Source organism: Pantoea sp. Fr+CA_20 (genome assembly GCF_024520835.1).
Taxonomy (GTDB): domain Bacteria; phylum Pseudomonadota; class Gammaproteobacteria; order Enterobacterales; family Enterobacteriaceae; genus Pantoea; species Pantoea allii.
Genome location: NZ_JALNPN010000006.1, coordinates 127,426 through 151,009 on the forward strand (window position 1 = coordinate 127,426; position 23,584 = coordinate 151,009).

25 protein-coding genes and 1 riboswitch are annotated in these 23,584 nt (G+C 52.4%); of the genes, 15 read left to right on the forward strand and 10 right to left on the reverse strand.

Annotation, left to right across the window (positions count from 1 at the left end):
- Positions 1-1,614 precede the first annotated feature (1,614 nt).
- Positions 1,615-2,544, reverse strand: coding sequence for a RepB family plasmid replication initiator protein (locus NR177_RS10330; protein ID WP_063877001.1), 930 nt, complete (start codon positions 2,542-2,544; stop codon positions 1,615-1,617).
- A 479-nt stretch (positions 2,545-3,023) separates the two neighbouring features.
- Here NR177_RS10330 and NR177_RS10335 point away from each other — a divergent pair, with 479 nt between their 5' ends.
- Complete coding sequence (locus NR177_RS10335; RefSeq protein WP_256852841.1) at positions 3,024-4,394, forward strand: aldehyde dehydrogenase family protein; 1,371 nt, start codon at positions 3,024-3,026, stop codon at positions 4,392-4,394.
- A gap of 146 nt (positions 4,395-4,540) precedes the next feature.
- Here NR177_RS10335 and zigA read toward each other — a convergent pair whose 3' ends face one another.
- Positions 4,541-5,773 (reverse strand): zinc metallochaperone GTPase ZigA, encoded by a 1,233-nt coding sequence (zigA, locus tag NR177_RS10340; RefSeq protein ID WP_256852842.1) that lies wholly within the window; start codon positions 5,771-5,773, stop codon positions 4,541-4,543.
- A 218-nt stretch (positions 5,774-5,991) separates the two neighbouring features.
- Between zigA and NR177_RS10345 the strand changes: the two genes are divergently transcribed.
- Genes NR177_RS10345 through NR177_RS10360 form a run of 4 tightly spaced genes read left to right on the forward strand, consistent with a single transcriptional unit; the run spans position 5,992 to position 10,656 of the window.
- Complete coding sequence (locus NR177_RS10345; RefSeq protein ID WP_256852843.1) at positions 5,992-7,518, forward strand: ABC transporter substrate-binding protein; 1,527 nt, start codon at positions 5,992-5,994, stop codon at positions 7,516-7,518.
- Complete coding sequence (locus NR177_RS10350) at positions 7,518-8,453, forward strand: ABC transporter permease (protein ID WP_256852844.1); 936 nt, start codon at positions 7,518-7,520, stop codon at positions 8,451-8,453. Before NR177_RS10345 ends, NR177_RS10350 begins: the two co-directional genes overlap by 1 nt.
- Positions 8,450-9,229 (forward strand): ABC transporter permease, encoded by a 780-nt coding sequence (locus tag NR177_RS10355; protein ID WP_063877006.1) that lies wholly within the window; start codon positions 8,450-8,452, stop codon positions 9,227-9,229. The genes NR177_RS10350 and NR177_RS10355 overlap by 4 nt, the downstream gene beginning before the upstream one ends.
- On the forward strand, positions 9,226-10,656 hold the full coding sequence (locus NR177_RS10360; protein WP_256852845.1) for an ABC transporter ATP-binding protein: 1,431 nt from the start codon (positions 9,226-9,228) through the stop codon (positions 10,654-10,656). The genes NR177_RS10355 and NR177_RS10360 overlap by 4 nt, the downstream gene beginning before the upstream one ends.
- A gap of 22 nt (positions 10,657-10,678) precedes the next feature.
- On the opposite strand, the gene NR177_RS10365 is transcribed toward NR177_RS10360, so the two are convergent.
- A complete protein-coding gene (locus NR177_RS10365) occupies positions 10,679-11,227 on the reverse strand; it encodes a helix-turn-helix domain-containing protein (RefSeq protein WP_256852896.1) in 549 nt (182 codons plus the stop codon).
- A 100-nt stretch (positions 11,228-11,327) separates the two neighbouring features.
- Here NR177_RS10365 and NR177_RS10370 point away from each other — a divergent pair, with 100 nt between their 5' ends.
- The 6 genes from NR177_RS10370 to NR177_RS10395 all read left to right on the forward strand — a co-directional run bounded on the left by NR177_RS10370 (position 11,328) and on the right by NR177_RS10395 (position 15,484).
- A complete protein-coding gene (locus NR177_RS10370) occupies positions 11,328-11,993 on the forward strand; it encodes an AzlC family ABC transporter permease (protein ID WP_256852846.1) in 666 nt (221 codons plus the stop codon).
- Complete coding sequence (locus tag NR177_RS10375) at positions 11,990-12,310, forward strand: AzlD domain-containing protein (protein WP_256852847.1); 321 nt, start codon at positions 11,990-11,992, stop codon at positions 12,308-12,310. The genes NR177_RS10370 and NR177_RS10375 overlap by 4 nt, the downstream gene beginning before the upstream one ends.
- Before the next feature lie 58 nt (positions 12,311-12,368).
- A riboswitch (TPP riboswitch) is annotated at positions 12,369-12,488 on the forward strand.
- Positions 12,489-12,624: 136 nt separating this feature from the next.
- Positions 12,625-13,557, forward strand: coding sequence for an FAD-dependent oxidoreductase (locus tag NR177_RS10380; protein WP_256852848.1), 933 nt, complete (start codon positions 12,625-12,627; stop codon positions 13,555-13,557).
- Positions 13,554-13,751, forward strand: coding sequence for a sulfur carrier protein ThiS (gene thiS / locus NR177_RS10385; RefSeq protein ID WP_063877012.1), 198 nt, complete (start codon positions 13,554-13,556; stop codon positions 13,749-13,751). The genes NR177_RS10380 and thiS overlap by 4 nt, the downstream gene beginning before the upstream one ends.
- Positions 13,752-13,753: 2 nt before the next feature.
- Positions 13,754-14,512 (forward strand): thiazole synthase, encoded by a 759-nt coding sequence (locus tag NR177_RS10390; RefSeq protein ID WP_096011687.1) that lies wholly within the window; start codon positions 13,754-13,756, stop codon positions 14,510-14,512.
- Between the two features lie 9 nt (positions 14,513-14,521).
- The gene (locus tag NR177_RS10395; RefSeq protein ID WP_256852849.1) at positions 14,522-15,484 is read left to right on the forward strand and encodes a HesA/MoeB/ThiF family protein; all 963 of its coding nucleotides are present in this window, start codon (positions 14,522-14,524) and stop codon (positions 15,482-15,484) included.
- A gap of 22 nt (positions 15,485-15,506) precedes the next feature.
- Here the strand turns inward: NR177_RS10395 and NR177_RS10400 are convergent, their stop codons facing one another.
- The 3 genes from NR177_RS10400 to NR177_RS10410 all read right to left on the reverse strand — a co-directional run bounded on the left by NR177_RS10400 (position 15,507) and on the right by NR177_RS10410 (position 17,065).
- Positions 15,507-15,971 (reverse strand): GNAT family N-acetyltransferase, encoded by a 465-nt coding sequence (locus tag NR177_RS10400; protein WP_256852850.1) that lies wholly within the window; start codon positions 15,969-15,971, stop codon positions 15,507-15,509.
- Between the two features lie 61 nt (positions 15,972-16,032).
- Complete coding sequence (locus NR177_RS10405) at positions 16,033-16,635, reverse strand: LysE family translocator (protein WP_096011689.1); 603 nt, start codon at positions 16,633-16,635, stop codon at positions 16,033-16,035.
- Positions 16,636-16,690: 55 nt separating this feature from the next.
- Positions 16,691-17,065 (reverse strand): VOC family protein, encoded by a 375-nt coding sequence (locus NR177_RS10410; protein ID WP_256852851.1) that lies wholly within the window; start codon positions 17,063-17,065, stop codon positions 16,691-16,693.
- Positions 17,066-17,147: 82 nt separating this feature from the next.
- On the opposite strand from NR177_RS10410, the gene NR177_RS10415 reads away from it, so the two are divergent.
- Positions 17,148-17,549: a nuclear transport factor 2 family protein gene (locus NR177_RS10415; RefSeq protein ID WP_241568055.1), complete on the forward strand. Its 402-nt coding sequence runs from the start codon at positions 17,148-17,150 to the stop codon at positions 17,547-17,549.
- Between the two features lie 80 nt (positions 17,550-17,629).
- Here NR177_RS10415 and NR177_RS10420 read toward each other — a convergent pair whose 3' ends face one another.
- The gene (locus NR177_RS10420) at positions 17,630-18,043 is read right to left on the reverse strand and encodes an ASCH domain-containing protein (RefSeq protein ID WP_172896868.1); all 414 of its coding nucleotides are present in this window, start codon (positions 18,041-18,043) and stop codon (positions 17,630-17,632) included.
- Positions 18,044-18,087: 44 nt separating this feature from the next.
- Positions 18,088-18,639 carry a thioredoxin domain-containing protein gene (locus NR177_RS10425; RefSeq protein WP_256852852.1) on the reverse strand — a complete coding sequence of 184 codons (552 nt, stop codon included), beginning with the start codon at positions 18,637-18,639 and terminating at the stop codon, positions 18,088-18,090.
- Between the two features lie 346 nt (positions 18,640-18,985).
- Here NR177_RS10425 and NR177_RS10430 point away from each other — a divergent pair, with 346 nt between their 5' ends.
- From NR177_RS10430 to NR177_RS10440, 3 genes are all read left to right on the forward strand, one after another.
- On the forward strand, positions 18,986-19,570 hold the full coding sequence (locus tag NR177_RS10430) for a flavin reductase family protein (protein WP_109717727.1): 585 nt from the start codon (positions 18,986-18,988) through the stop codon (positions 19,568-19,570).
- 12 nt (positions 19,571-19,582) lie between these two features.
- Positions 19,583-20,599 (forward strand): NAD(P)-dependent alcohol dehydrogenase, encoded by a 1,017-nt coding sequence (locus NR177_RS10435; protein ID WP_063877022.1) that lies wholly within the window; start codon positions 19,583-19,585, stop codon positions 20,597-20,599.
- Between the two features lie 112 nt (positions 20,600-20,711).
- The gene (locus NR177_RS10440; RefSeq protein WP_063877023.1) at positions 20,712-21,239 is read left to right on the forward strand and encodes a sterol desaturase family protein; all 528 of its coding nucleotides are present in this window, start codon (positions 20,712-20,714) and stop codon (positions 21,237-21,239) included.
- Here NR177_RS10440 and crtB read toward each other — a convergent pair.
- Positions 21,178-22,107: a 15-cis-phytoene synthase CrtB gene (gene crtB / locus NR177_RS10445; protein ID WP_063877024.1), complete on the reverse strand. Its 930-nt coding sequence runs from the start codon at positions 22,105-22,107 to the stop codon at positions 21,178-21,180. The two genes, NR177_RS10440 and crtB, sit on opposite strands and share 62 nt — an antisense overlap.
- Positions 22,104-23,582: a phytoene desaturase gene (locus tag NR177_RS10450; protein WP_256852853.1), complete on the reverse strand. Its 1,479-nt coding sequence runs from the start codon at positions 23,580-23,582 to the stop codon at positions 22,104-22,106. The genes crtB and NR177_RS10450 overlap by 4 nt, the downstream gene beginning before the upstream one ends.
- Positions 23,583-23,584 lie beyond the last annotated feature (2 nt).

The window sequence follows — 23,584 nt, forward strand, 5'->3', positions numbered from 1 at the left end:
TGTGAAACGCGTCTAGTCCGAGCTTATTCCACCTGATAAGCCCGAACACAACCCTGTCGAATCCCACTCCCGCGGCCCATATGTATGAAACGGCAACCAGAATGATGAACAGAAGTGATAACGTTCACTGTAATCAGTAGGTTTTTACATTGATCAATCTGCCCTGAAAAAGGCTAGCTGGCCCGGCATGAAGAAGAGTAAACAGGTTAAGGTAGCGTCATAGCGCGCTCAATCAGGACGCTCTAATGCATTCACTGTGGTTAGCAGAAACAGGAAACCCAACAAGCTTAAAACATTCACTATAAACAGTAGAAGATTCACTGTAGTCAGTGACGACATAGTGATAATGCGAAACTCCCCACCTTACTGGACAGCTCTCTACAGCAGGCACCAGGCAGTAAAGAACAGGAGTGAGTGAGGGAGGTAAAGACAGTTTTTGATTTACTACAGCAGGGCTAAAAATTCACTATAGTCAGCAAGGGCGGCAACCATAATATTCGCTGTAATCAGTAAAACTGCCCGGTTCGCATAAACGTTCACTGTAGTCAGTAATCTCAGTCATGTTGTGTCTGGCTTTCATGCTCAGCAGCAGCACTCTTCAGCACACCGCCACCCTCATCACGTGCCATGACGGTACACTCCAGAACGCTTGTATGCCGTACCCGGGTTAAAACATTCACTGTAGTCAGTAGGGGATACCGTCTGCTGGTAATCCATGCCTTGTTATCCATCAACAGAGCATCAAGGAAGTCCTTGCCGCCAGAGGCGCTTTCGTCAAAACATTCACTGTAGTCAGTGGAGTTAACAATGTCTCTTTCCCCGCATCGTATTTAGTCATTACCTGTGAAAATGGTTGAATGCAGTTTACAGATTCACTGTAGTCAGTAAAACATTCACTGTAATCAATAGATGAAAAAACGAGAATCCGCACCAAACCTGGAAGCGGGGCACCGACAGGTGAAATGTTCACTGTAATCAGCACCTGTGTTTTCAGGTACCGCGCTACCGGCTGGACGTTCACTGTAATGAGTCAAGATGTTCACTGTAATCAGTAAATGTGATGGCAGATATGACTATCGCGCTCTACAGGTAACATCACGTTCACTGTAATCAGCAATCCAACTAACCCTGTCACTTTTTTCACGTGTCATTATCTGGAATGTTAAAGCCAAAACGAGGAGAAGGACTCGAAAAACCCCGAAAAAAAAGCTCTTTTTAAACAGAGAGATACATTAAAAATTCACTGTAATCAGCTTGATAGATAACGTGCGGGGATTCACTATAATCAGTCCTGTCTGCTGATGTGCACGCCAGAGGCAACATTCACTGTAATCAGTAATTGTGGGTTCGGAAGAGGAAGCAGGGACTACCAATAATAATAGTGAGCACCTACAAACATATAATCAATTGATTAATATCACATTTAAAAAAAGGGAATTGAACAGAGAGTTTTAGGCAGTACGCTTTTACTGACTACAGTGAACGGCGCTGATTACAGTGAACATCTTGCGCACTGCATCGCACAGGGAATAGCGGAGAAGAGAATGCGGATGTCACTTTCAGGCAAAAGTGACACTGCAACGCAGGATGTACTGATTACAGTGAACCTTCGGGCTAGTCCTCAAAATCGATGTCTTCGAGCGTATCGATTCCCTCAAGATTGCTTATGCCATCAAGCTTTGGCGTTCTGCTGTGAATGATGAAAAACACGGAACGCCCGCGTTTAACTTCAGAATAATCAAGGTAACCAATCTCTTTGAGCTGTTCCATCGCGCGACGCACCACATGGTTCTGAGTGGTAATTTTTGATCCGAGATTCAGGCGCATGCGTAAACGCGCAAGAGAAATAGGAGCAGGATTGGTTGGCAGGCTCTCAAGGAACGTATAAAGCGCCTGAGCCGATTCTTTACGCTTAAGGCGGGAGATGGCGCGTAGTTGCAGTAAAACCTTGTGGTCGAAGTTGTAGAGCTCAAATAGCTTAGGATCGGCCTGTATGCGCACGATATCTTTTTCGCGATCGTAGTAGGCCGACTGGACAAGGTGCGTATGGTAGGCTTTACCGTTACCTTCAAAAGAAAGCGTATTCGTCGCGATACGACGTAATGAGGCGTCAAGGCGCTTGCGTAACGCAGCAGAGGAGTTCGCCGAAGGTATTCCGCACATCTTCACGAAATCAATAAAGGGCAGCGTCACCGTGTCTCCCTGTGTCGGATAGCGGGAAAATGACTGGATAATACCTGCCCATGTCTTAAAGTCATTATCCATATCCAGCCTGGCACCGGTGATGGTAATCTTTTCATAACCTTCCGCTTTAACCAGCGAAAGGTTTTTAAGTTCTTTAGTGGCATCGGTTGAAGCCATCGCACCCGAGATGCCACGCGCTGTGGATTTAAGCGTGGGCACAAACAAACCCAGGCGCATTAAAGCCACAGGCTGGACGGTATTATTTTTGTTTGGATGAAGCTGGATAACTTCGCCACTGTTTTTGGTCACAGACAGAAAAGGCTCTAGTAACGCTTTGTTTTCACTATCTTTATCTGCCATTGGATAAGATCTTCATTCTGTGGATGAAAAGGATCGTTTTCTGACTACAGTGAACATTAGCACTGATTATAGTGAACTTTCTACTGTGTGTAGTGAATAAAGTACTGATTACAGTGAATACTTTACTGATTACAGTGAATGACAACACCCTCTCAGCCCTTGTGTGGTGCGGCCTGCGGCGATCGGGGATCTCTTTGGATCTATAAGGGATCTCTTTATGATCGTTATATAGGAACTAATCACTGTATAAGTGGATAACTCAAAAAAACAGCCTCTCTGCGCACACCTTGCGAGTATCCTCACAGCCTTTTCTGAAAGCATAGCGAGAAAGTCGATCATAATGATTTTCTCAAAGGATCATTCTCTTTATAAATTCTTCTTTCATTTTTTATAAACAACTTGCTCACTATTATTCATTTTTCATCAGCATCATCCCAGCGTATGGTGATCGGGTCTCTTATTGATAAAGGATCAAGTCCATGACTGACTTTGCGATTTCACGTAATCCCACAACAGGCGAGATTCTTGCCCAATACCCAATGCAAAGCGCTTCTGAACTGGAGCAAGCGCTAAATACCAGCGCAACGGCTTACAAAGAGTGGCGGCAAAGCAGCATGGCAACCCGTGTAAGCGTGCTTCGTCAACTGAGCCAACAGCTTCGTGAGCGCGAAACTGAACTGACACGTATGATTACTCTTGAAATGGGTAAGCCCGTTGCACAGGCGAGAGGAGAGATCCTGAAATGCGCGAACCTGTGTGACTGGTATGCAGAACATGGACCTGCAATGCTGGCAGACCAGCCTTCGCAGGTTCCTGATGCATGGCAGTCATTTCGTCCAATCGGCGTTATTCTTGCCGTTATGCCGTGGAATTTCCCTTTCTGGCAGGTTCTGCGCGGCGCAGTAGGCATGCTACTTGCTGGCAATACCTATCTACTCAAACATGCACCCAACGTCATGGGCAGCGCTACGCTGATGGCAGAATTGTTTGATGCGACTGACCTGCCAAAAGGCGGTTTTAATGTGATTAATGTTGATAACGAAGGCGTTTCAGCTGCAATCAAAGATGACCGCATCGCGGCTGTTGCTGTAACAGGTAGCGTCCGTGCCGGTGCAGCTATCGCAGCACAGGCAGGTGCGGCATTGAAAAAGACGGTGCTTGAGTTAGGGGGATCGGACCCTTTTATCGTGCTGGCCGATGCTGACCTTGATGAAGCCGTAAAATCGGCAGTAACAGGCCGCTATCAAAATACCGGACAGGTTTGTATGGCCGCTAAACGCTTTATTATCGAAGCATCCATCGCAGATGAGTTCGAAAAGCGTTTTGTTGACGCAGTCAAATCACTCAAAATTGGCGATCCCCTTGATGAACAGACTTTCATCGGTCCGATGGCACGAGCCGATCTGCGCGATGAGCTCGATGAGCAGGTCAAAGCCAGCTTGCGTGAAGGTGCACGTTTGGTGTTAGGCGGCGAGAAAATAGCAGGGCAGGGCAATTATTACGCCCCAACCATCCTTGCGGATGTCACCAACGACATGACCGCTTTCAGACAAGAGCTGTTTGGTCCCGTGGCGGCAATTGCAGTGGCAAACGATGCTCAGCATGCGCTGGAAATCGCCAATAACAGCGATTTTGGGCTGAGTGCAACAGTCTGGACCGCTGATGAAGAGGTTGCCGCACGCATGAGTGATGAGCTGGAAGTGGGCGCAGTCTTTATTAACGGCAATGGCGCTTCCGATCCGCGCGTTACTATCGGTGGTGTCAAAAAGAGTGGCTACGGCCGCGAGCTGTCACACTTTGGCGTGCATGAATTCTGTAATGTGCAGACAGTATGGAAAAACCGCCGTTAATGAGCCTTACTGAAGTTTGTTCTGCGGATTCACAGCTAAAACCGGCGCATCGTTGTGCGCCGGTTTATTCTGAAGGACTGCGCGACAGAATGATTTGACTGACTGTTCACCACAGCAGGTTATCTGAAGCTCCCCGGATCTGACCCTCAGGATTCCGCATCCTCAAACCAGCCCGGCATCGGATCGGAAAGCGTCACCCAGTATGCGGGCCCCTGAGCCATTTCCTGTGGCGTTAAGAGCGCGGCGTCAAGCGCACTACGCACCTGTTTCTCATCCATTTCTATACCGATAAATACGAGTTCTTGTCGGGCATCTCCAATGCCATCCAGCCAGTTTTCTGCAATAAAATTAAGAGACTCAGTATCCTGAGGCCATTTCTCACGTGGAATGCTGGCCCACCAGCTTCCGGCATGTCCATGACGGGCAACCGCGCCTGCCTGTGACCACATTGCAGCAAAGTCCGGACGGCTGGCCAGCCAGAAGTAGCCTTTGGAACGAATCACACCATCAAGCTGGTGGTTAACAGCATGCCAGAAACGTTCGGGGTGAAAGGGCCGCCTGGCGCGATAAACAAAACTACGAATACCGTACTCTTCTGTTTCTGGTTGATGCTCGCCACGAAGTTCTCTTAGCCAGCCAGGTGCCTGCGCAGCCTGATCAAAGTCAAACAGCCCGGTATCCAGCACCTGATCAAGTGGGACGTTACCAAAATGGCTGGTGATGATATGCGCTCGCGGATTCAATGAATGCAACATTGCTTTAAGCGACAGTTGATCTTCCTCGCTGATCAGGTCTGTTTTATTGACGACCAGTACATCGCAAAATTCGATTTGATCAACCAGTAAATCTACGACAGACCGTTCATCTTCTTCGCCCAGGGATTCACCGCGCGCCTGCAGTGAGTCGACGGAACGATAATCACGAAGGAAGTTATAACCATCTACGACAGTAATCATCGTATCCAGTCGGGCAATACTGGATAAACTTTCACCGTCCTCATCGGCGAAGGTGAAGGTTTCTGCCACAGGAAGCGGTTCAGATATGCCGGTTGATTCAATGACCAGATGATCAAAACGACCTTCCTGCGCCAGCCGTTTGACCTCCAGCAGCAGATCTTCACGAAGTGTGCAGCATATGCAGCCATTACTCATCTCTACAAGCTTTTCATCGGTACGCGACAGCTCAGCACCGCCGTTGCGCACTAACGCCGCATCAATATTGACTTCAGACATGTCATTAACGATGACAGCAATACGTCGCCCCTCACGATTGTTAAGAATGTGGTTAAGAAGCGTGGTTTTACCTGCGCCGAGAAAACCCGACAGCACAGAAACCGGTAAACGAGAGTCCTGGAAGTCGGGGAGGGAATGGTGTGCCATGCGTTATCCTTCAAATCAGTTTTATATATAATGTTATAACATAACAAAATGAAGGTAATTTTCAACACTGTTTGTCAGGATGATTGAAACACATACTGGCAGCGAGAAGCGGAGCTGACTCGTTTCTAATCCCCCTGCGCTTTAATGGGTTTTGATTTTAAATGATATGTTATAACATTATACATTCTGGGAAATATTATGTGGTAAACAGAAATATCATGACACAACTTAAAAGCCTGTTTTACAGCGCGATTGCGGGCCTGATAGTGGCTTCATTGAGTGCTTATGCTGACGAGACCAGACCGGTTCGAATTGCGGCCCCTTTCGAAATTAAAGGGACCGATCCTGCGCTTTCCGGTGATATTTTACTTCGCATGGATGTCGTTGAAACACTCGTGGAGACAGATATCAAAGGTGCGCCTGTTCCTGCGCTGGCAGAGAGCTGGGAGGCTTCTCCTGACGGTCTGCAATGGCGTTTCAGGCTGCGGGCGAACGCGCACTTTCACGATGGATCTCTGGTCACCGCTGAAAGTGTCGTAAAATCACTGAATATCGCCCGCAGTAAGCCGGGTTTACTGGATAAAGCCCCAATAACATCGATCGTCGGCGAAGACAGACAGGTCACCATTACGCTCAGTGAACCCTTTACGCCGCTCCTGGCGGTACTGGCGGAAAGCCGTTCACAAATTCTGGCGCTGGCATCATGGGATAACGCAAACGCCGTCACGCGCATCATTGGTAGCGGTCCTTTCCAGTTAGTCCGTTTCCAACCGCCTCAGACGCTGAGCGTAAAAAGATTTGAGGGATACTGGGGGAATAAACCCGCCATTGTTAACGCTGAATTTTTATCCGCAGGACGTGCAGAAACCCGCGCACTGTTAGCCGAAAGCGGAGACGCCGATTATGTTTTTAACCTTGATGCAGCCAGTCGCCAACGCCTGTCACAAAAAAAATCCCTGCAACTTCTTACCGTTTCCGTTCCGCGGACGGTCATGCTCAAACTGAACCTGGCTCATCCTTTTCTCAAAGAGCAAACCACGCGAGAGGCGTTAAGCCTGGCGATTAATCGTCGCGCACTGGCCAATGCGATATTGCGCTATCCCGGTGCGGCAACACAGATGTTTCCGCCTTCAATGGCGGAATGGCACAATCCCGCATTACCGGCCCTGGATTTCTCACCACAGCGCGCAACAGCATTACTCACACAATCAGGCTGGAAGCCCGGCCAGGATGGGATTCTGGTGCGCGACGGGCAGCGGTTTACGCTCACGCTGTTAACCTATCCGGATCGCCCGGAACTGCCGTTAATCGCCATAGTGATCCAACAGCAACTGCGTCAGACTGGAATTGATGTCGTCATCAATTCAACCAACTCCAGTGAAATCCCTGCCCGTCATCATGACGGGAGCCTGCAGATGGCGCTGTTCGCCCGTAATTTTGCCTTAACACCCGATCCCACCGGTACGCTGCTTCAGGATTACGGCACCCAGGGCGGTGACTGGGGCGCGATGAACTGGCATGACAAGGCCTTTGGTGAGGCGCTCAGTACGCTATCACGCCGTTATGATGTTGCGATGAGGCAAAAGGCCAGAGAGGTCATTACTTCGGCTTTACAGCGTGATTTGCCTGTGATCCCCATCGCCTGGTATCAGCAGTCGGCAGCGGTCAATGTCAATCTTACCTCGGTCACGCTTGATCCCTTTGAACGCCATTTCGGTCTGCGTGATATGAGATGGGTGAAGTGATGCTTAAACAACTCAGCTGGCGCCTGTGCCAGGCCGCTTTTGTCGTTCTCGCCGTCGGCATTTTAACCTTCGTTCTGGTGCAGGCGTTACCAGGTGATATGGCCTGGCGCATTGCATCGGGGCGTTATGGTTATGATCGGGTCGATCTGGCCGCCGTCGCCAAAGTACAACAGCAACTGGCGGATATCACTGCTCAGGGAAATGCACTGTGGCAATGGCTGTGGGATCTGCTGCGCTTCAATTTTGGTCATTCACTGGTATCGGGTGAGGCGGTAAGCAACGAACTGGCCTGGCAATTAAAACAAACGCTTGCGCTTGCCGGCTTCTCCCTGTTGCTGACGTTGTTGCTGGCTATACCGATTGGTCTCTGGGCGGGCTGCCATCCAGGCGGCTTTTTGGACCGGCTCATTAACTGGCTGGCAGCCATACTCAAATCGATTCCACATTTTGCGTTGGGCCTGCTGCTTGTCGTGTTGTTTGCGCTGCGCCTGGGCTGGCTGCCCAGTGCAGGGCAGGGAGAGTGGCGACATTTCATCCTGCCCTCAATGACCCTGGCGTTGTCACTGAGTGCCGTGGGCGCACGTGTGGTACGTGAGGCAACGCATCAGGCCGTCACCGCAACCTGGTATCGCTGGGGGGCACAGAAAGGACTGTCTGGCTCGCGTCTGTTCTGGCGGCACGGTCTACGCAACCTCAGCGTGCCGGTCGTGACCTGGCTCGGCATGCAGTTTGTCTGGTTGGTGGAAGGTGTAGTGGTGGTCGAAACGCTGTTCGCCTGGCCGGGTATTGGCCATGCGCTGGTGCATGCGATTTTTGCCCGGGACGTGCCCGTAATTCAGGCCTGTGCGCTGGTACTGGGGCTGACATTTGTCACTTTAAATATGCTTGTCGATGGCTTGTGTTACGTACTGGACCCAAGGGGGAAACGCGCATGACCTACCGTCAAAAAACGGGTCTGACTCTCCTCCTGTTGTTGCTCGCGTTCGCCTGGCTGGTGCCACTGTTGAGTTCCGGGGACCCCGTGCAACAGGACCTGCTGCAGATGTTACAGCTTCCCACTGGAGAGGCCTGGCTGGGTTATGACCACCTTGGTCGTTCAATGCTGGCCCGTTTAAGCGCGGCGCTTCGTCTGTCGCTGGGGCTGGCGGCGATGTGCGTCATTACGGCACTGACGATGGGCACCCTGGCGGGGATCATCAGTGCCTGGCACGGTGGCTGGGTTGACCGGATATGCAATGCGTTAGCGGATATGTGCCTGGCGCTTCCCGGTCTGTTGCTGGTGTTGCTGTTAGCCGCTATCGCGCCAGACTCGCCAGGCATGTTGTGGCTCGGTATTTCACTGGTACTGTGGGTGGAGTTTTTCCGTGTGACGCGAGCCGCCTTGCGGCCCGTCGTTACGTCTCCGGCAGTCCAGTCCTCTTTACTGCTTGGTTTCTCGATGGTCTATCTGTTGCGCAGACACTTGTGGCCAGCAATGGCGCCTTTGCTGCTGACATTAACGGTGTATGCGTTTAGCAATGCCATTATGGCGGTGTCCGCATTGGGATTCATCAGCGTGGGCGTACGACCGCCAACGCCAGAGCTGGGACTGATGATGACAGAACTCTTTCCCTATGCCTGGGAAGCCCCCTGGCTTTTACTGCAGCCTGTAATGGCGCTTTTTATCGTATTGATCGGCCTGAATTTATTGGTGAACAAGGAGCGTATATGACTGGCATGGTGATAAAACAGGTCGCCGTTTACGCCGAACACTGCATCGTCGAGCCTGTGAGCATGGTCATTCAACCAGGCAGGCCCATGACGCTGGTCGGGGAAACCGGATCGGGGAAAAGCTTATTCGCCCAGGCCATCATGGGCGCATTACCTCAGGGGCTGTACGCAAAAGGCATCGTTGAGATCGACGGGCAACACTATGATCTCCAAACCGATTTGCTTCATCTTCGGGCGCTGTGGGGACACCGCATTGCATCACTGCCGCAGGAACCCTGGCTCGCGCTCGATCCGACGATGCGCGTTAATGCTCAGGTTGAAGAAGGTTACCGTTACGTACGGGGTTTACCGCGTCATGACGCCCAGCAGTCCACTGCAGAAGCGCTCGATCATCTGGGTCTTACGCAGGCCTCAGCGCGTTTTCCCTGGCAGCTTTCAGGCGGAATGGCCCAGCGCGTTTGTTTTGCGGCGGCTCGTGCTGGTGGGGCCACGATGTTGATTGCAGACGAACCCACTAAAGGGCTGGACGTCGCACGACGGGATGAAATAGGTCGCCTGTTGAACACGGCGGTTGCTCGGGGCGAAACCTTATTGACGATCACGCACGACATTGCACTGGCCAGGCAGCTGGCTGGCGATGTCATGGTGATGCATAAAGGCCAGGTCATTGAGCAGGGCAGTGCCAGGCGGGTGCTGAGCAGGCCACAAGAGCGTTACACGCAACAGTTGCTGGCGGCGGAACCGCAGGCCTGGGCGACAGGCTTGCGGGTGCCCTGTGATGAAACCGTCGTGTTACAGTCAGAAGGCCTTTCGCTGAAACGTTCAGGAAAAAGGCTGTTTCACGATGCGGCTTTAACCTTTCGGGCCGGTGAAATCGTAGGGCTTTACGGCGAAAGCGGCTGTGGTAAAAGTAGCCTGGGAGATACGCTGTGTGGTCTGATAAAACCGGATGCAGGCAGAGTCATACGGCCCGACAATATCAGTAAGTTACGTTACCAAAAACTGTATCAGGATCCCTCAGCCATTTTTCCACCTGACGTGTCGATGGCACAGGTTATCGATGATGTGCTGCGCCTGCACCACGCCACGGTTCAGCGACGTGATGAACTGATGGTGCAACTGGGATTAGCGCATGATTTGCTGAGCCGCCCGGCTTCTGGTTTGTCAGGTGGCGAGCTTCAGCGTTTTTCACTGCTGCGGGTCATGCTACTGGACCCTGTCTTTTTATTTGCCGATGAGCCGACGTCGCGTCTGGACCCGCTTGTTCAGCAGCAGACGCTGGCGCTACTTACCGGGCTGGCAACAAAGCTGCGTTGTGCCATTTTGCTGGTCAGCCATGACCTCGCCTTACTGGAGAAGAGCGCGCATCGAGTCATCTCACTGGCTTCCCTCAGACAGGGTTCCGCAGTCATGACAGCGCATGGGTAAACGAAGGCGGGGAAACCTGCCTTCACACGTGCTCCATGACCAACACAGCCAGCGTGTCGGGTTCAAGTGCGCGGAAAATATGCTCACTGTCGCCCGGATAACTGATGTAATCGCCTACCGCCAGTTCAACCGGTGAATCGACCGGACCCACCAGCGCACGCCCTTGGGTTAAAATTAAATGTTCAATGGTATTGGGCGAATGCGGCTGTGAGCAGCGTTCACTACCGGGCTGGATGTGCAACAAATAGATATCCCGTCGAGCGCCTGGTGGGCAGGTTGCCAACAGCACCGCTTTATAGTCAGCCTGCTCGGCGGCCACCGTTGGACCCTCGCCGCGGCGGATAACCTGCAGGCGATTCGCTTCCGGCTCCATCAGGCGGGCAAAAGGAATATTCAACGCCACACACAGTGACCACAATGTTTCAATGCCGGGATTGCCATTACCGGCTTCAAGCTGAGACAGGGTCGATTTTGCAATACCTGCGCGACGTGCCACCTCAGCGAGCGTCAGGCCAGTACGCTGACGTTCTCTCACTAAGCTATTGGCAATGATGTTAATGGGCGTACTCATCATTCATCCTGTTCATTAAAACGAACGTATCGTTCATCTTGTAATACATGTCGGATGTTCATTATAATGGATAAAACGTTCGATATGGGATTTGATTTTGATGCCGGCAAAAAAAACGACGCTCGATAAGGGCGTGATTAAAGCGATTTTTCTGGTCTGTATCGCAGATGGGATTGTAGGCCTGTCTTATGGTTCTCTTGCTACTGCGGATGGCTTTCCGTTTTGGGTGCCACTGGCGTTATCGACTCTCGTACTGGCTGGTGCATCAGAATTCTTATTTATTGGCATCGTGGCAGGCGGTGGCAGCCCGTTGACTGCGGCAGCGGCGGGCCTGCTGGTTAACGCACGCCATCTCCCCTTCGGTATTGCTGTTAAAGATTTGGTGGGTCAGGGCTGGCGAGGCCTGCTCGGCTGTCACATCATGAACGATGAAAGTGTGGTGTTTGGCATCTCTCAGCCAATACTGGCCCAGCGCCGCAGTGCCTTTTGGCTGTGTGGCATCGGTATTGGATTGATCTGGCCATTTAGCGTGATGCTTGGGGCCGCGATTGGTCAGTTTATCCCGAGTATTTCCGCTATCGGTCTGGATGCCGTTTTCCCCGCCATTCTTATCGCCCTGATTTTCCCGGCGCTACGTAAACCCCGCACCTCTATCCCTGCGACGACAGGTGCGCTGGTGTCGCTGGTGGTCACGCCATTTGTTCCCGCAGGTATGCCGGTTCTGTTTTCCCTGTTAGGGCTGCTGACGTGGAGATCGCGTAAATGAATCACCCGATAATTATTGCAGGAATTGCACTGCTGGCCGCCGGGACCTATGCCATTCGCTATGCCGGCGTCAAACTGGGTAACAGGTTGCCTGTCAGTGAACGGACGCAGCATATGCTATCTGATGCGGCAACCGTACTGTTACTGGCCGTAGCGGCCACCACCACCCTGTTTGAAGGCCAGCATTTTGCCGGGATGGCAAGGTTGTTGGGTGTGTCGTTTGCCCTTTTTCTTGCCTGGCGTAAAGCCCCGCTTATCGTGATTATTTTGGGCGCGGCCTGTATGACCGCCTTGCTGCGTTATCTGAATGTGCCTTAGACGCTGATGACAAATTGTTGCGTCAGCCTTGACGTAAGACGCAGCTTAAAATACAACTAGAACCCGTCAGGGGAGTCTCGCCAAAGAGACTGAGAGGCTAATAGCGCAATGCGCGGCTTAGCGACCCTTAGAACCTGACCCAGTTGATACTGGCGTAGGAAGACGGGTATCTTCGCCCAGTGCAGATACTTGCCGCAGAGCCTGCTTTTACTGTGCTCATGCTTTTTCCCTTCTCGTATCACGGGTCTCTGATTTAAAAGAGAGGCCAAAGTGAAAATCCTGTTTCTGATTTTACGCTGTCAGGTTGGCTGGCAATGAGCCGCTGGTCGGTGCTGGGCAGTGGTGTGTCCGGGCTGTGCATTGCTACGTTACTGGTGGAGCGCGGCGAAAATGTCGAAATCATCACGTTACCTGATTGCCGGGCAGCTTCCCACTGGGCTGGCGGTATGCTGGCCCCCTGGTGCGAAGCGGAAAGTGCGCCGCAGCAGGTCGTGGACTGGGGCCAGCATGCCGCCGCATGGTGGTCGGCCCGCGTCAGCGGCGTTGAACAGAAGGGCACGCTGGTGATTGCGCCGCCGCGCGACCGTGCTGAATTAACCCGTTTTGCGAACATAACGTCTGAACATCAGTGGGTGGTGCCTGCAGAGATCGAACCCGCGCTGGAAAACCGTTTTGCGCGTGGACTATTTTTCGCTGCAGAAGCCCATCTTGATCCCCGTCTGGCAATGCAAGAGTTACAAACGCGCTTAATCAATGCTGGCGTGAATTTTCACAGCGGTAAACCCAGTGGGAAGATTATTGATTGCCGTGGTATCCATGCCCAGGAATCCCTGCCGGCACTCCGTGCCGTACGCGGTGAAATGCTCATCCTGCAGACGAATGAGATAACGTTCTCCCGGCCGGTTCGCCTTCTGCACCCGCGCTTTCCCTGTTATCTGGTACCTCGAGCGCAAGGGCATTTTATGCTGGGCGCGACCATGGTCGAAAGCCAGGATGACAGCCCGATAAGCGCGCGCGCAATGATGGAACTGTTGAGCGCTGCTTACAGCATCCATCCTGCCCTTGCCGAAGCACGCATCATTGAAAGCGGTACGGGTTTGCGTCCTGCTTACTCTCATAATCTGCCCGATGTTCGTTATGAAAACGGCATTTTTTCCATCAACGGTATGTATCGTCACGGCTTCTTATTGGCCCCGATGATGGCCGAGAAGCTTATGCAACAACTTACGTCAGAGGGAATGCGATGAAAATAGAACTGAACGGCCTTGCTATTGAGACTCAGGCCCGCACGCTGGCTGAATTGTTGGCGGAACAGGATATTGATGCGGGCTGTGTTGCCAGCGCGCTTAACGGCACCTTTATTCCCCGGGAACGCTATTCCTCCCAACCGCTTGAGGCCGGTTGTCGTCTGGAAGTGTTATCACCGATGCAGGGAGGTTAACGATGTTTTACGACTATAGCGGGCAGTCACGTTTTTTACTGGGCACGGCGGGTTATCCCTCGCCAGATATTTTGCAACAGGCCGTCAGCGCATCGGGCGCAGACATTATTACAGTCAGTTTACGTCGTGAAGGAAGCCAGGGCGGCGCATTTCGCGACCTTCTGAAAACGCTGAATAAACGCGTATTACCGAACACGGCAGGCTGTCATACGGTTAAAGAAGCCGTTACCACTGCACATATGGCGCGGGAGTTGTTCGCCACGTCGTGGATCAAACTTGAAGTGATTGGTCATGCCGACACCTTGCAGCCCGATCCTTTTGCCCTGGTTGAAGCGGCGCGTATTTTGTGTGCCGAGGGTTTTCATGTTTTTCCCTACACCACAGAAGATCTGATTGTTGGCGAGAAACTGCTGGATGCTGGCTGCGAAGTGCTGATGCCATGGGGCGCGCCCATCGGTTCAGGGCAGGGATTACGCAATATTGAGGGCTTACGCACGATGCGTGCCTGGTTTAAAGACGTTCCGCTGATTATTGATGCCGGGATCGGTGCGCCGAGTCAGGCGGCCCAGGCGATGGAATTAGGTTTCGACGCTGTGTTACTGAATACCGCCGTCGCGAAATCCAGCGATCCGGTGCGCATGGCTGGTGCCTTTGCTGGCGCCATCGACGCGGGACATCAGGCACGTCAGGCAGGGATGATGGAACGCCGCGACATGGCAGCGGCGTCCACGCCCATCTTCGGGCTGGCCCAGTTCAGCTAAGGAGCGGTGATGTCGCGTTATCAACGACAGACAATGCTGCCAGACGTCGGGGAGCAAGGGCAGCAGGCCCTGTCAGCTGCGCGTGTCTTAGTGGTCGGTGCAGGTGGGCTGGCTTCCACGCTGCTGCCACTGCTGGCTGGCGCTGGCATCGGTTATATCCGGCTTTATGACGATGATGTTGTGGCGCTGCATAATCTGCATCGTCAGACGCTGTTTACCACGGCCGACATTGGCGAGCCGAAGGTTTTTTGCGCGCAACGCGCGCTGGCACAGCGTAACCCGGATACGGTTGTTGAGGTATATCCTGTGGCGTTGCGCGCCAGCATTGTTGAGGCGGCAATGACGGATATCGATCTGGTGGTCGATGCAGCGGATAACTTCGCGGTGACTTACCTGCTTTCCGATATTTGCTTTGCCCGAGGTGTTCCGCTGGTTTGCGCCTCGGTGCTGGGGCGACAGGGCTATGCTGGCGGATTTTGCGGCGGTGCGCCAAGCTATCGCGCACTGTTTCCACACTTACCCAAAGCCTCAGGCAACTGCAACACTGCAGGCGTTTTGGGTCCGGCAGTCGCCACCTTAGGTGCTTTACAGGCGCAGATGGCACTCAGTATCCTGTTGAATTTGTCGCCTTCACCATTGGGTTGCATGATTAATTGTGATTTTGTGTCCTGGCAACTGCGTCAGTTCCGATTCGACAATGCGCCCGAACCTGAAAAAGCCGGAATTCCGTTTATCGATTCGGCCCTGTTGACCCCAAACGACTGTGTGGTTGATTTGCGCGGGACCGACGAAGCGCCTGTTAGCGTCATTCCCGATGTGACGCGGATATTGCCCCAGCATATCGCCTGCTGGCAGCCGCCCGCGGACAAACGCATTGTTCTGGTCTGTGCCAGTGGCATTCGTGCCGCCCAGGCTGCTCTGGCTCTGGAAGCGCGTGGCTGTCAGCGGCTGGCAATCATTGCAGACCGATAACACAGACGAAAAAGCGGGATGATTAATTCTGGTCTTTGCGGTTGGTTTGATAAATGTCGGGTCGGGTTATTGTCCAGGCATAATCGGGTCTGTTCACTGGCTGATAACCGAATTTCTGGTACAACCAGGGGGCGGTTGAAGTAAACAGCAAGAGTCGGCGCAATGTGTTAATGACAGGATGGGACTGACAGCATTCAATCAGCCATCCGCCGAGCCCGCTACCCTGGTATTCTTCAAGGACATAGACATCACACAGGTACGCGAAGGTCGCGGAGTCGGTGATAAACCGCGCAAAACCAATCTGCTGTTGATGATGAAACAGCCCAAAATTTAAACTGTTTTCTACCGACAGTGCCACGGTGGCGTAATCGATACCGGCTGCCCAACTTGAGCGGGTGAGGTAACGGTGAATGGCCTCAATATCCATCTGCGATTTATCCGTCGTAATGCGATAATCGTCTTTGTGCCAGTGCTGAACAGGTGCCATCAGTTTGCCCCCCTGTCTTCCCGATCTGAGTGAAATTGTCGATAACCGTTTCGCTAAAACATCAGCCTGTAAGACTGCGCACTGCAATAACCATAAGCAGTAATCCGCCACCCATATTCACATAGCGTTTCAGCGATACCGGGTTCAGTTTTTGCGCCGAGAACACCAGCGCCTGACTAAAGAGGGCCAGCCAGATAACCATGACCGCAATGTGCACTGTGGCCAGCGTCAGAAAGGCATCAATACCCGCTCTGTTACCAACGAATTGTGAAACCACCGTCAGGTAAAACAGGATAGCTTTGGGATTGGCGACATTGGCCAGCCATGCACCTTTGATCGTAACCGCGCTTTCTGTCGCGTTCAGCGCAAAGGTCTTCGTCCTGACGCCAGTGATAAATAAAAGCCCGCCCAGCCACAGTAAATAGAGCACGCCAGCCATTTTTAACAGGCCAAACAGCGCGGGTGAAGCAACCAGTGCCGTCGACAGGCCGAGACCGATCAGTAAAGCATGGGTATAAATCCCCAGTGCGGTGCCGAGCAGGGTTTTAAACAGCCCTTTGCGACCAGCCGTAAGTGCACTGTTCATTGCCAGCGTGAAACTTGCGCCGGGTGAAAGCGCAATGGGGAGCAGCGCGGGCAGAAACCCCGCCAGATTAATGTCCATCTTTCACCCGCACACAACGTCTTTTTACAGCGAGCACGAAATGCGTTAACAAAAATTATGTCGGATTATAAAAAGCACACAGCTTATTGCCGGTTGGGTCCCTGAGATAGGCGATGCATTTTCCATCTGTTTCTCTGACCTGCGGCGGTGTTTCTGCCGATGTGCCACCGTTTTCAATCCCTTGTTGATGCCAGCGAAACACCTCCTCGGATGAGGGCATGGTGAAGCCGATGGTTCCGCCGTTGGCAAAGGTGGCGGGCTGACCATTGATGGGTTTGGTGATGATAAAACGCTGATTATTTTTAATGTAATAAGGGCGACCTAGGGCATCGATGCCCTGATCGTCACAACGGATAACCGCGAAAATAGCATCGTAGAACGTTTTAGCTTGCGCAATATCATCGGTCCCAACAACCATATGGCTAAACATACTTAACTCCTTTTTAACATCGGTAGGGATATACTTATCACATCCGGTTTATTGCTGACCAGCTATGCGTAAGGAGGTTCCGATGAATGACCATCCCGTTTTACAGGTTGTCAGGTTATGCGACAGGGCGATATCAGCCGGTGATTATGATGCCTTGATGAAACACTATGCAGACGATGCCAGCCTGGTCATTAAGCCGGGAATGACCGTGACGGGCAGCGTAGCTATTCGCCGTGCCTTTGAGGCCATTGCCAACTATTTTCAGCATCAGCTGGTGGTGGAGCAGGGCAGGATGGAGGTCATTGAAGGGGCAGGAACCGCGCTGGTTATCATGGAGACGGTGCTCCGCTATCCCGATGGGCAGGGACAGCCGATAGAAAACACCCGGCGTGCCACTTATGTGTTTCGGCTGGAAAGTGATAATCAATGGCGCTGCACCGTAGATAATTCCTATGGCACCACGCTACTTGATCACGTGCTTTAGCATTGCTGCTTTTGGGCGCGTCATCTGAACGGCCTGAGCCGTTAATCCGCGCTGGATGCTGGCGCGAATTAACGGCTTTTTTAAATCACTTCTGCCAGTTGGAAGGTTTCGAATATCAGTTCCATTTCGGTACTGAAACCGCCGTTACGCTGAAAATAGCGTTGATGTTCGCGCTGCCAGTACTCAAGGCTCAGGTCACCTTCGCCTTCCATCATCGCCATTTCTGGCGTTACGCGGTCAAAGCGCGTCACAAACAACCCTGTTGTTCTGATGACGCAAACCGGTTTATCCGCGCCGTTTAAAATGACGCTGTAGCTGCCAGGTTGAGGCTTCACATCATCTTCATACCAGCCTTGCAGAGAGCTGCAGGTGGCGATTTTTTTGCCGGTCAGCACCAGCGTCGCCAGCGCATTGGCCATTTCGGGAGAATCGCCAAATGACCAGCAAAGTGCGTCAGGATATTTGGCTTTAATCTGTTCAAGCGTCATCGTCATACTCAGTCCTTTTACCGCGGGGCCAGAATGGCTGGAGCATTACGTCAGTCCAGAATACGTTGTGCCCACTCTTCAACCGAATCGCCACTGCTTATATCCGGTTGTACCAGGCCATTAATCATAAAGGTCGGTGAAACATGGATACCGTTTTGACGGGCATATTTACAGTGCCATTTCACCAGGTCTTGCAAATCATGACGATCAAAGGCGGCGTAAGCATCAATGCCGCTGTATTCTTTTAGCCTGGCAAGAAGCTGGTGGGGCGTGACGTCCATATTTGGACCCCGGCAATGGTCTGTAAACTCAAATGCTTCCCGATGGTCGGCAACGGCCTGAAGTACCGCTTTAGCCGCCGCTTTGCTTTCCACCGAAGCTGCCAGGATATAGCGAACGATCACGCCCGAATACATGTGCCAGGGCTGAGACTGAAGATGAATTTTAAGCGTCATTTTATCTTCACCGACCTGCTCTAAAAGCGCATCCAGTTTATTGAACGCGCGTACGGAGAAGGGGCAGGTGGGCTCAATAAAAATTTCGAACAGGTGAGGTCCCTGTCCCCAGGTGAGAGGTTCTGCTCTTAGCTTTTCGTTGTTCATCCCAACTCCCATTAGATAGTTAAGTTCCGGGTTCACTGACTGTGGCAACTTTACGCGTTTTCTGCCGGGTATTCACCTCAGGAGCCGTTTATCCACCCTGATAAGGATTAGTCTCATTTCTCTTACGTTACGGCAAATCAGACTAAAATTATTCCTTCAACGGTTTCGCTTTACGTGCACAACGTTTAAGGTTTCAGGATTGTTAAATCATGATATTACACACTATTTTGCAACGCGAAGGCACAAAGCGGCAAACTGATTCGAGATGAAAACCGCTAGAGTAACCCGTTTATCAACCCGGAACCGGGCGTCGCGTTTTCCTGGCCCGGGACGTAAGGATTATTGAATGTCGCATTTTCGTCCGGTCGCGCTCGAACATGCAAGCCGCCTGCTGAATCATGGGCCGACGATATTAATTACCAGTCGGGACAGTCAGTCTGAGCGTCGCAACATCATGGCTGCGGCCTGGTCAGTGCCGGTAGAGTTTTCGCCGCCGCGGGTGGCCATCATTGTGGATAAATCGACCTGGTCACGTGAGCTGATTGAAGGCAGCGGCGCATTTGGTATTTGTGTGCCCGCCGCAAGTTTTGTCGACCTCACGTATGCCGTCGGCAGCACGACAGGACGCGACCAGGACAAATTTGCGGCGTTCTCCATTCAGGCCAGTGAGAGTCAGCACTTCGGTGTGCCTCTGTTGGAAGAGAGCTGTGTAGCCTGGATGGAATGCCGTTTACTGCCGGAAACAGAAGCACAGCAGGCATATGACACCCTGTTTGGCGAAGTGGTCACTGCTGCTGCTGACAGTCGGGTCTTTTACGATGGGCGCTGGCATTTTGATGACAGTAACTCAGCCCTACATACTTTACATCACCTTGGCGGTGGCCAGTTCGTGACGGTGGCGAACACGCTGACTGCCAAATCAACGCGTTAAATGAGGTACAGAATGACAATTAAGAGTTACGCAGCCATGCAGGCGGGACAAGCACTGGAGCGTTACGACTATGATCCAGGCCCGTTAGACGCAGAAGATGTCGAAGTCGAAGTTGAATATTGCGGTGTATGCCATTCAGATCTGTCGATGATCGACAATGAATGGGGGATTTCAGCCTATCCCGTGGTTGCCGGTCACGAAGTGATTGGGCGCGTGGCTGCGCTTGGCGACAGTGCCAAAAGTAAAGGCCTGAAGCTGGGACAGCGCGTGGGCATCGGCTGGACAGCGAAAAGCTGTCAGCATTGCGATCCGTGCATCAGCGGCGATCATGTTAACTGTGCCAATGGCACCACAACGACCATCGGTAACAACGGCGGTTTCGCTGATAAGCTGCGCGCTAACTGGCAGTGGGTCATTCCACTACCTGAAAAGCTGGATGCGGCAACAGCCGGTCCGCTGCTGTGCGGTGGGATCACCGTATTTAAACCTTTACTGATGCATAACATCACCGCGATGAGCCGCGTCGGCGTGATCGGTATTGGTGGTCTGGGTCATATCGCCATCAAAATTCTGCATGCGATGGGCGCAGAAGTCACCGCGTTCAGCTCTTCGGCCAATAAAAAGCAAGCCATTCTGGATATGGGCGCCGACCATGTGGTGAACAGCCGTGACCCAGAAGCGTTAAAAGGGCTGGCGGGACAGTTTGACCTGATTATCAGCACTGTTGCGGTTGACCTCGACTGGCAACCCTACTTTGCGGCGCTGGCACCACGCGGCAAGTTCCATACCGTTGGTGCAGTATTGAAGCCGTTTGATGTGCCTGCCTTTAGCCTGATTTTAGGCGACCGTGCCGTTACCGGTTCTTCAACCGGTTCACCTGCTCAGTTGCGTTCTCTGTTGAAACTGGCTGGCCGCGCGGATATCGCGCCGACGGTGGAATATTTCCCCATGTCCAAAATCAACGAGGCACTGGAACACGTTCGCGCAGGTAAAGCCAACTACCGTGTGGTTCTGAAAGCCGATTTCTAATCTCCGGCGCGCCTTTCTGGCGCGCCTTTTTTCTTTCCCACCAATAGCGCGGCTAATCTCTGTTAAAATTAAATCCTCACGCCTGATGCCGGACGTCTCTACTGGAGAAATTATGTTGTGGATTTGGAATGCCCTGATCGTGTTGATTACTGTGATTGGCATGGAAGTGGTTGCTGCACTGGCACATAAATACATCATGCATGGCTGGGGTTGGGGATGGCATCTTTCCCATCATGAACCACGCAAAGGCGCGTTTGAAGTTAACGATCTTTATGCCGTTGTGTTTGCTGGATTATCGATCCTGCTTATTTATCTGGGCAGTACGGGAATGTGGCCGCTTCAGTGGATTGGTGCGGGCATGACGGCCTATGGATTGCTCTATTTCATGGTTCACGACGGGCTGGTGCATCAGCGTTGGCCGTTCCGGTATATTCCGCGCAAAGGCTACCTGAAGCGGTTGTATATGGCCCACCGTATGCATCATGCCGTAAGAGGCAAAGAAGGCTGTGTTTCTTTTGGTTTTCTCTATGCGCCGCCGCTATCAAAACTTCAGGCGACGCTAAGAGAACGACATTCGGCTAAATCGGGCGCTGCCAGAGATGGGCAGGGCGAGGCGGATGAGGCCGCATCCGGGAAGTAATGGCCTGACCGGATGCCATCAACAGAAGCGATAATTTTTCGGGTGTCGTGGTTGACTGCCGATGGTCCCAGGCTTCTGTTCCTGCCTGTTCAACCTTCACCCCAATTTTACGATAAACCTGCTTCGCTGTGGCGATGGCCCAGGCTGAGCGCAAGGGCAGCCCGGCCAGTCCCGCCGTAGCGGACAAATAGTAAGGTTCGGCTTCCTGCACCAGACGTCGGGCGATGCGGCTCAGCGCCTGGCGGTTTTCCGGTGCCGCATAATTTTCTTTATTTAGTCCTTCATTTTCCAGCCAACTCGCCGGCAGATAACAACGACCCACATGCGCATCTTCCACAATATCGCGGGCGATGTTGGTCAACTGAAATGCCAGCCCAAGATCGCAGGCGCGATCCAGTGTGGCGTTATCGCGTACGCCCATAATCTGCGCCATCATCAAGCCGACCACGCCTGCAACGTGATAGCAATACCGTAATGTATCGTCCAACTGAATGTACTCCGCCTCACGCACATCCATGGCAAAGCCTTCCAGATGATCAAACGCGTAAGCGGGCGCAATATCGTGGGCCATCGCCACTTCCTGAAACGCAGCAAATGCCGGTTCGTGCATCTGCGATCCGGCATAGGCCTGGCGCGTTTTCATCTCCAACTGCATCAGGCGTTGCTCAGGCGTTTGTAATGACGGCTGATCGGTTTGAAAACCCAGGGTTTGATCGTCAATCACGTCGTCACAATGGCGGCACCAGGAGTAGAGCATAAGTACGCTGCGCCGGGTTTTTGCGTCAAATAACTTTGAGGCAGTCGCAAAACTTTTCGAGCCAACAGCCATCGTTTCGACCGCATGATTGAGTAACGACGGATTATTCAAATCAGGTCCTCCAGCATTAAACCTGCAGTTGCCTTAGCCGAGCCGATCACGCCGGGAATGCCCGCGCCGGGATGGGTGCCTGCACCTACCAGGTAAAGATTATTAATGGTTTTATCGCGGTTGTGCGGTCGGAACCAGGCGCTCTGTGTGAGAACGGGCTCAACAGAAAAGGCTGAGCCTTGATAGGCATTGAGCTGGTCGCGAAAATCGAACGGCGTAAACATTCGCTGCGTAACCAACTGGCTACGCAAGCCAGGCATGTAATGTTGCTCAAGGTACTCAAAAATACGATCGCGCAGTCGCGGCCCTTCAACCGTCCAGTCGAGGTTCGCTGTGCCTAAATGTGGCACGGGAGCTAACACATAGTAACTGCCGCAACCTTCCGGTGCCAGTGACGAATCCGTGACACAAGGTGCGTGCAGGTAAAGTGAGAAATCGTCTGCGAGTCCGTCATGATTGAAAATTTCATGAATCAGCTCACGGTAGCGAGGGCCGAAACAAACCGTATGGTGGGCAAGCTGATCGTGATGGTGATTCAGACCAAAATATAGAACAAACAATGAGTTGCTCATGCGCTTAGTTTGCAGTTTTTTCGACTGCTTCACGGCGGCAGGATGCTGACTTAACAGGTCGCGATAGGTGTGAACCACATCCGCATTGGAAGCGACAGCCCGGGTCGGGAATCTGCGTCCGTCCTCTAAATGCACGGCTTCAATGGTATCCCCCGTGGTTTCCATGTGGCTGACCTTCGCATTCAGTACCACTTCGCCACCCAGATCCTGAAACAGCCTTATCATCCCTTTCACTAATGCCCCGGTGCCACCGCGTGGAAACCAGACGCCCCATTCGCGTTCGAGTGCATGTATTAGCGTATAAATGGAGGAGGTGGCGAAGGGATTGCCGCCCACTAACAGCGAGTGAAAAGAAAACGCCTGACGAAGATGTTCATCCTCAATGTAGCTGGCAACTTTACTGTAAACGCTTCGCCATGCCTGCAGTTTCGCCAGTTGGGGCGCGGCGCGAAGCATATCCCTGAACGACAAGAAAGGCACGGTGCCAAGCTTCAGATAGCCTTCTTTAAACACCGCACGTGAATAGTCCAGAAACTGACGATAGCCTTCAACATCGCGTGGATTAAACTGCTGAATCTGCGCCTCAAGCTGTGCCTGATCGTTATCGTAATTGAAAACCTTTCCTGACTCCCAACACAGGCGATAAAACGGCGCAACCGGCAGCAGTTCAACGTAATCTTTTAACTGTTTTCCCGCCAGGGCAAAGAGTTCTTCAATGGCGCTGGGATCGGTAATAACGGTAGGCCCTGCATCAAAAGTAAATCCCTGATCTTCATAGACATAAGCCCGGCCACCGGGTTTGTCGCGTTGCTCAAGCAGTAAGACAGGGATCCCCGCCGCCTGCAGACGAATTGCTAATGCCAGGCCACCAAAGCCTGCACCAATTACCGTAGTTGGTTTCATGT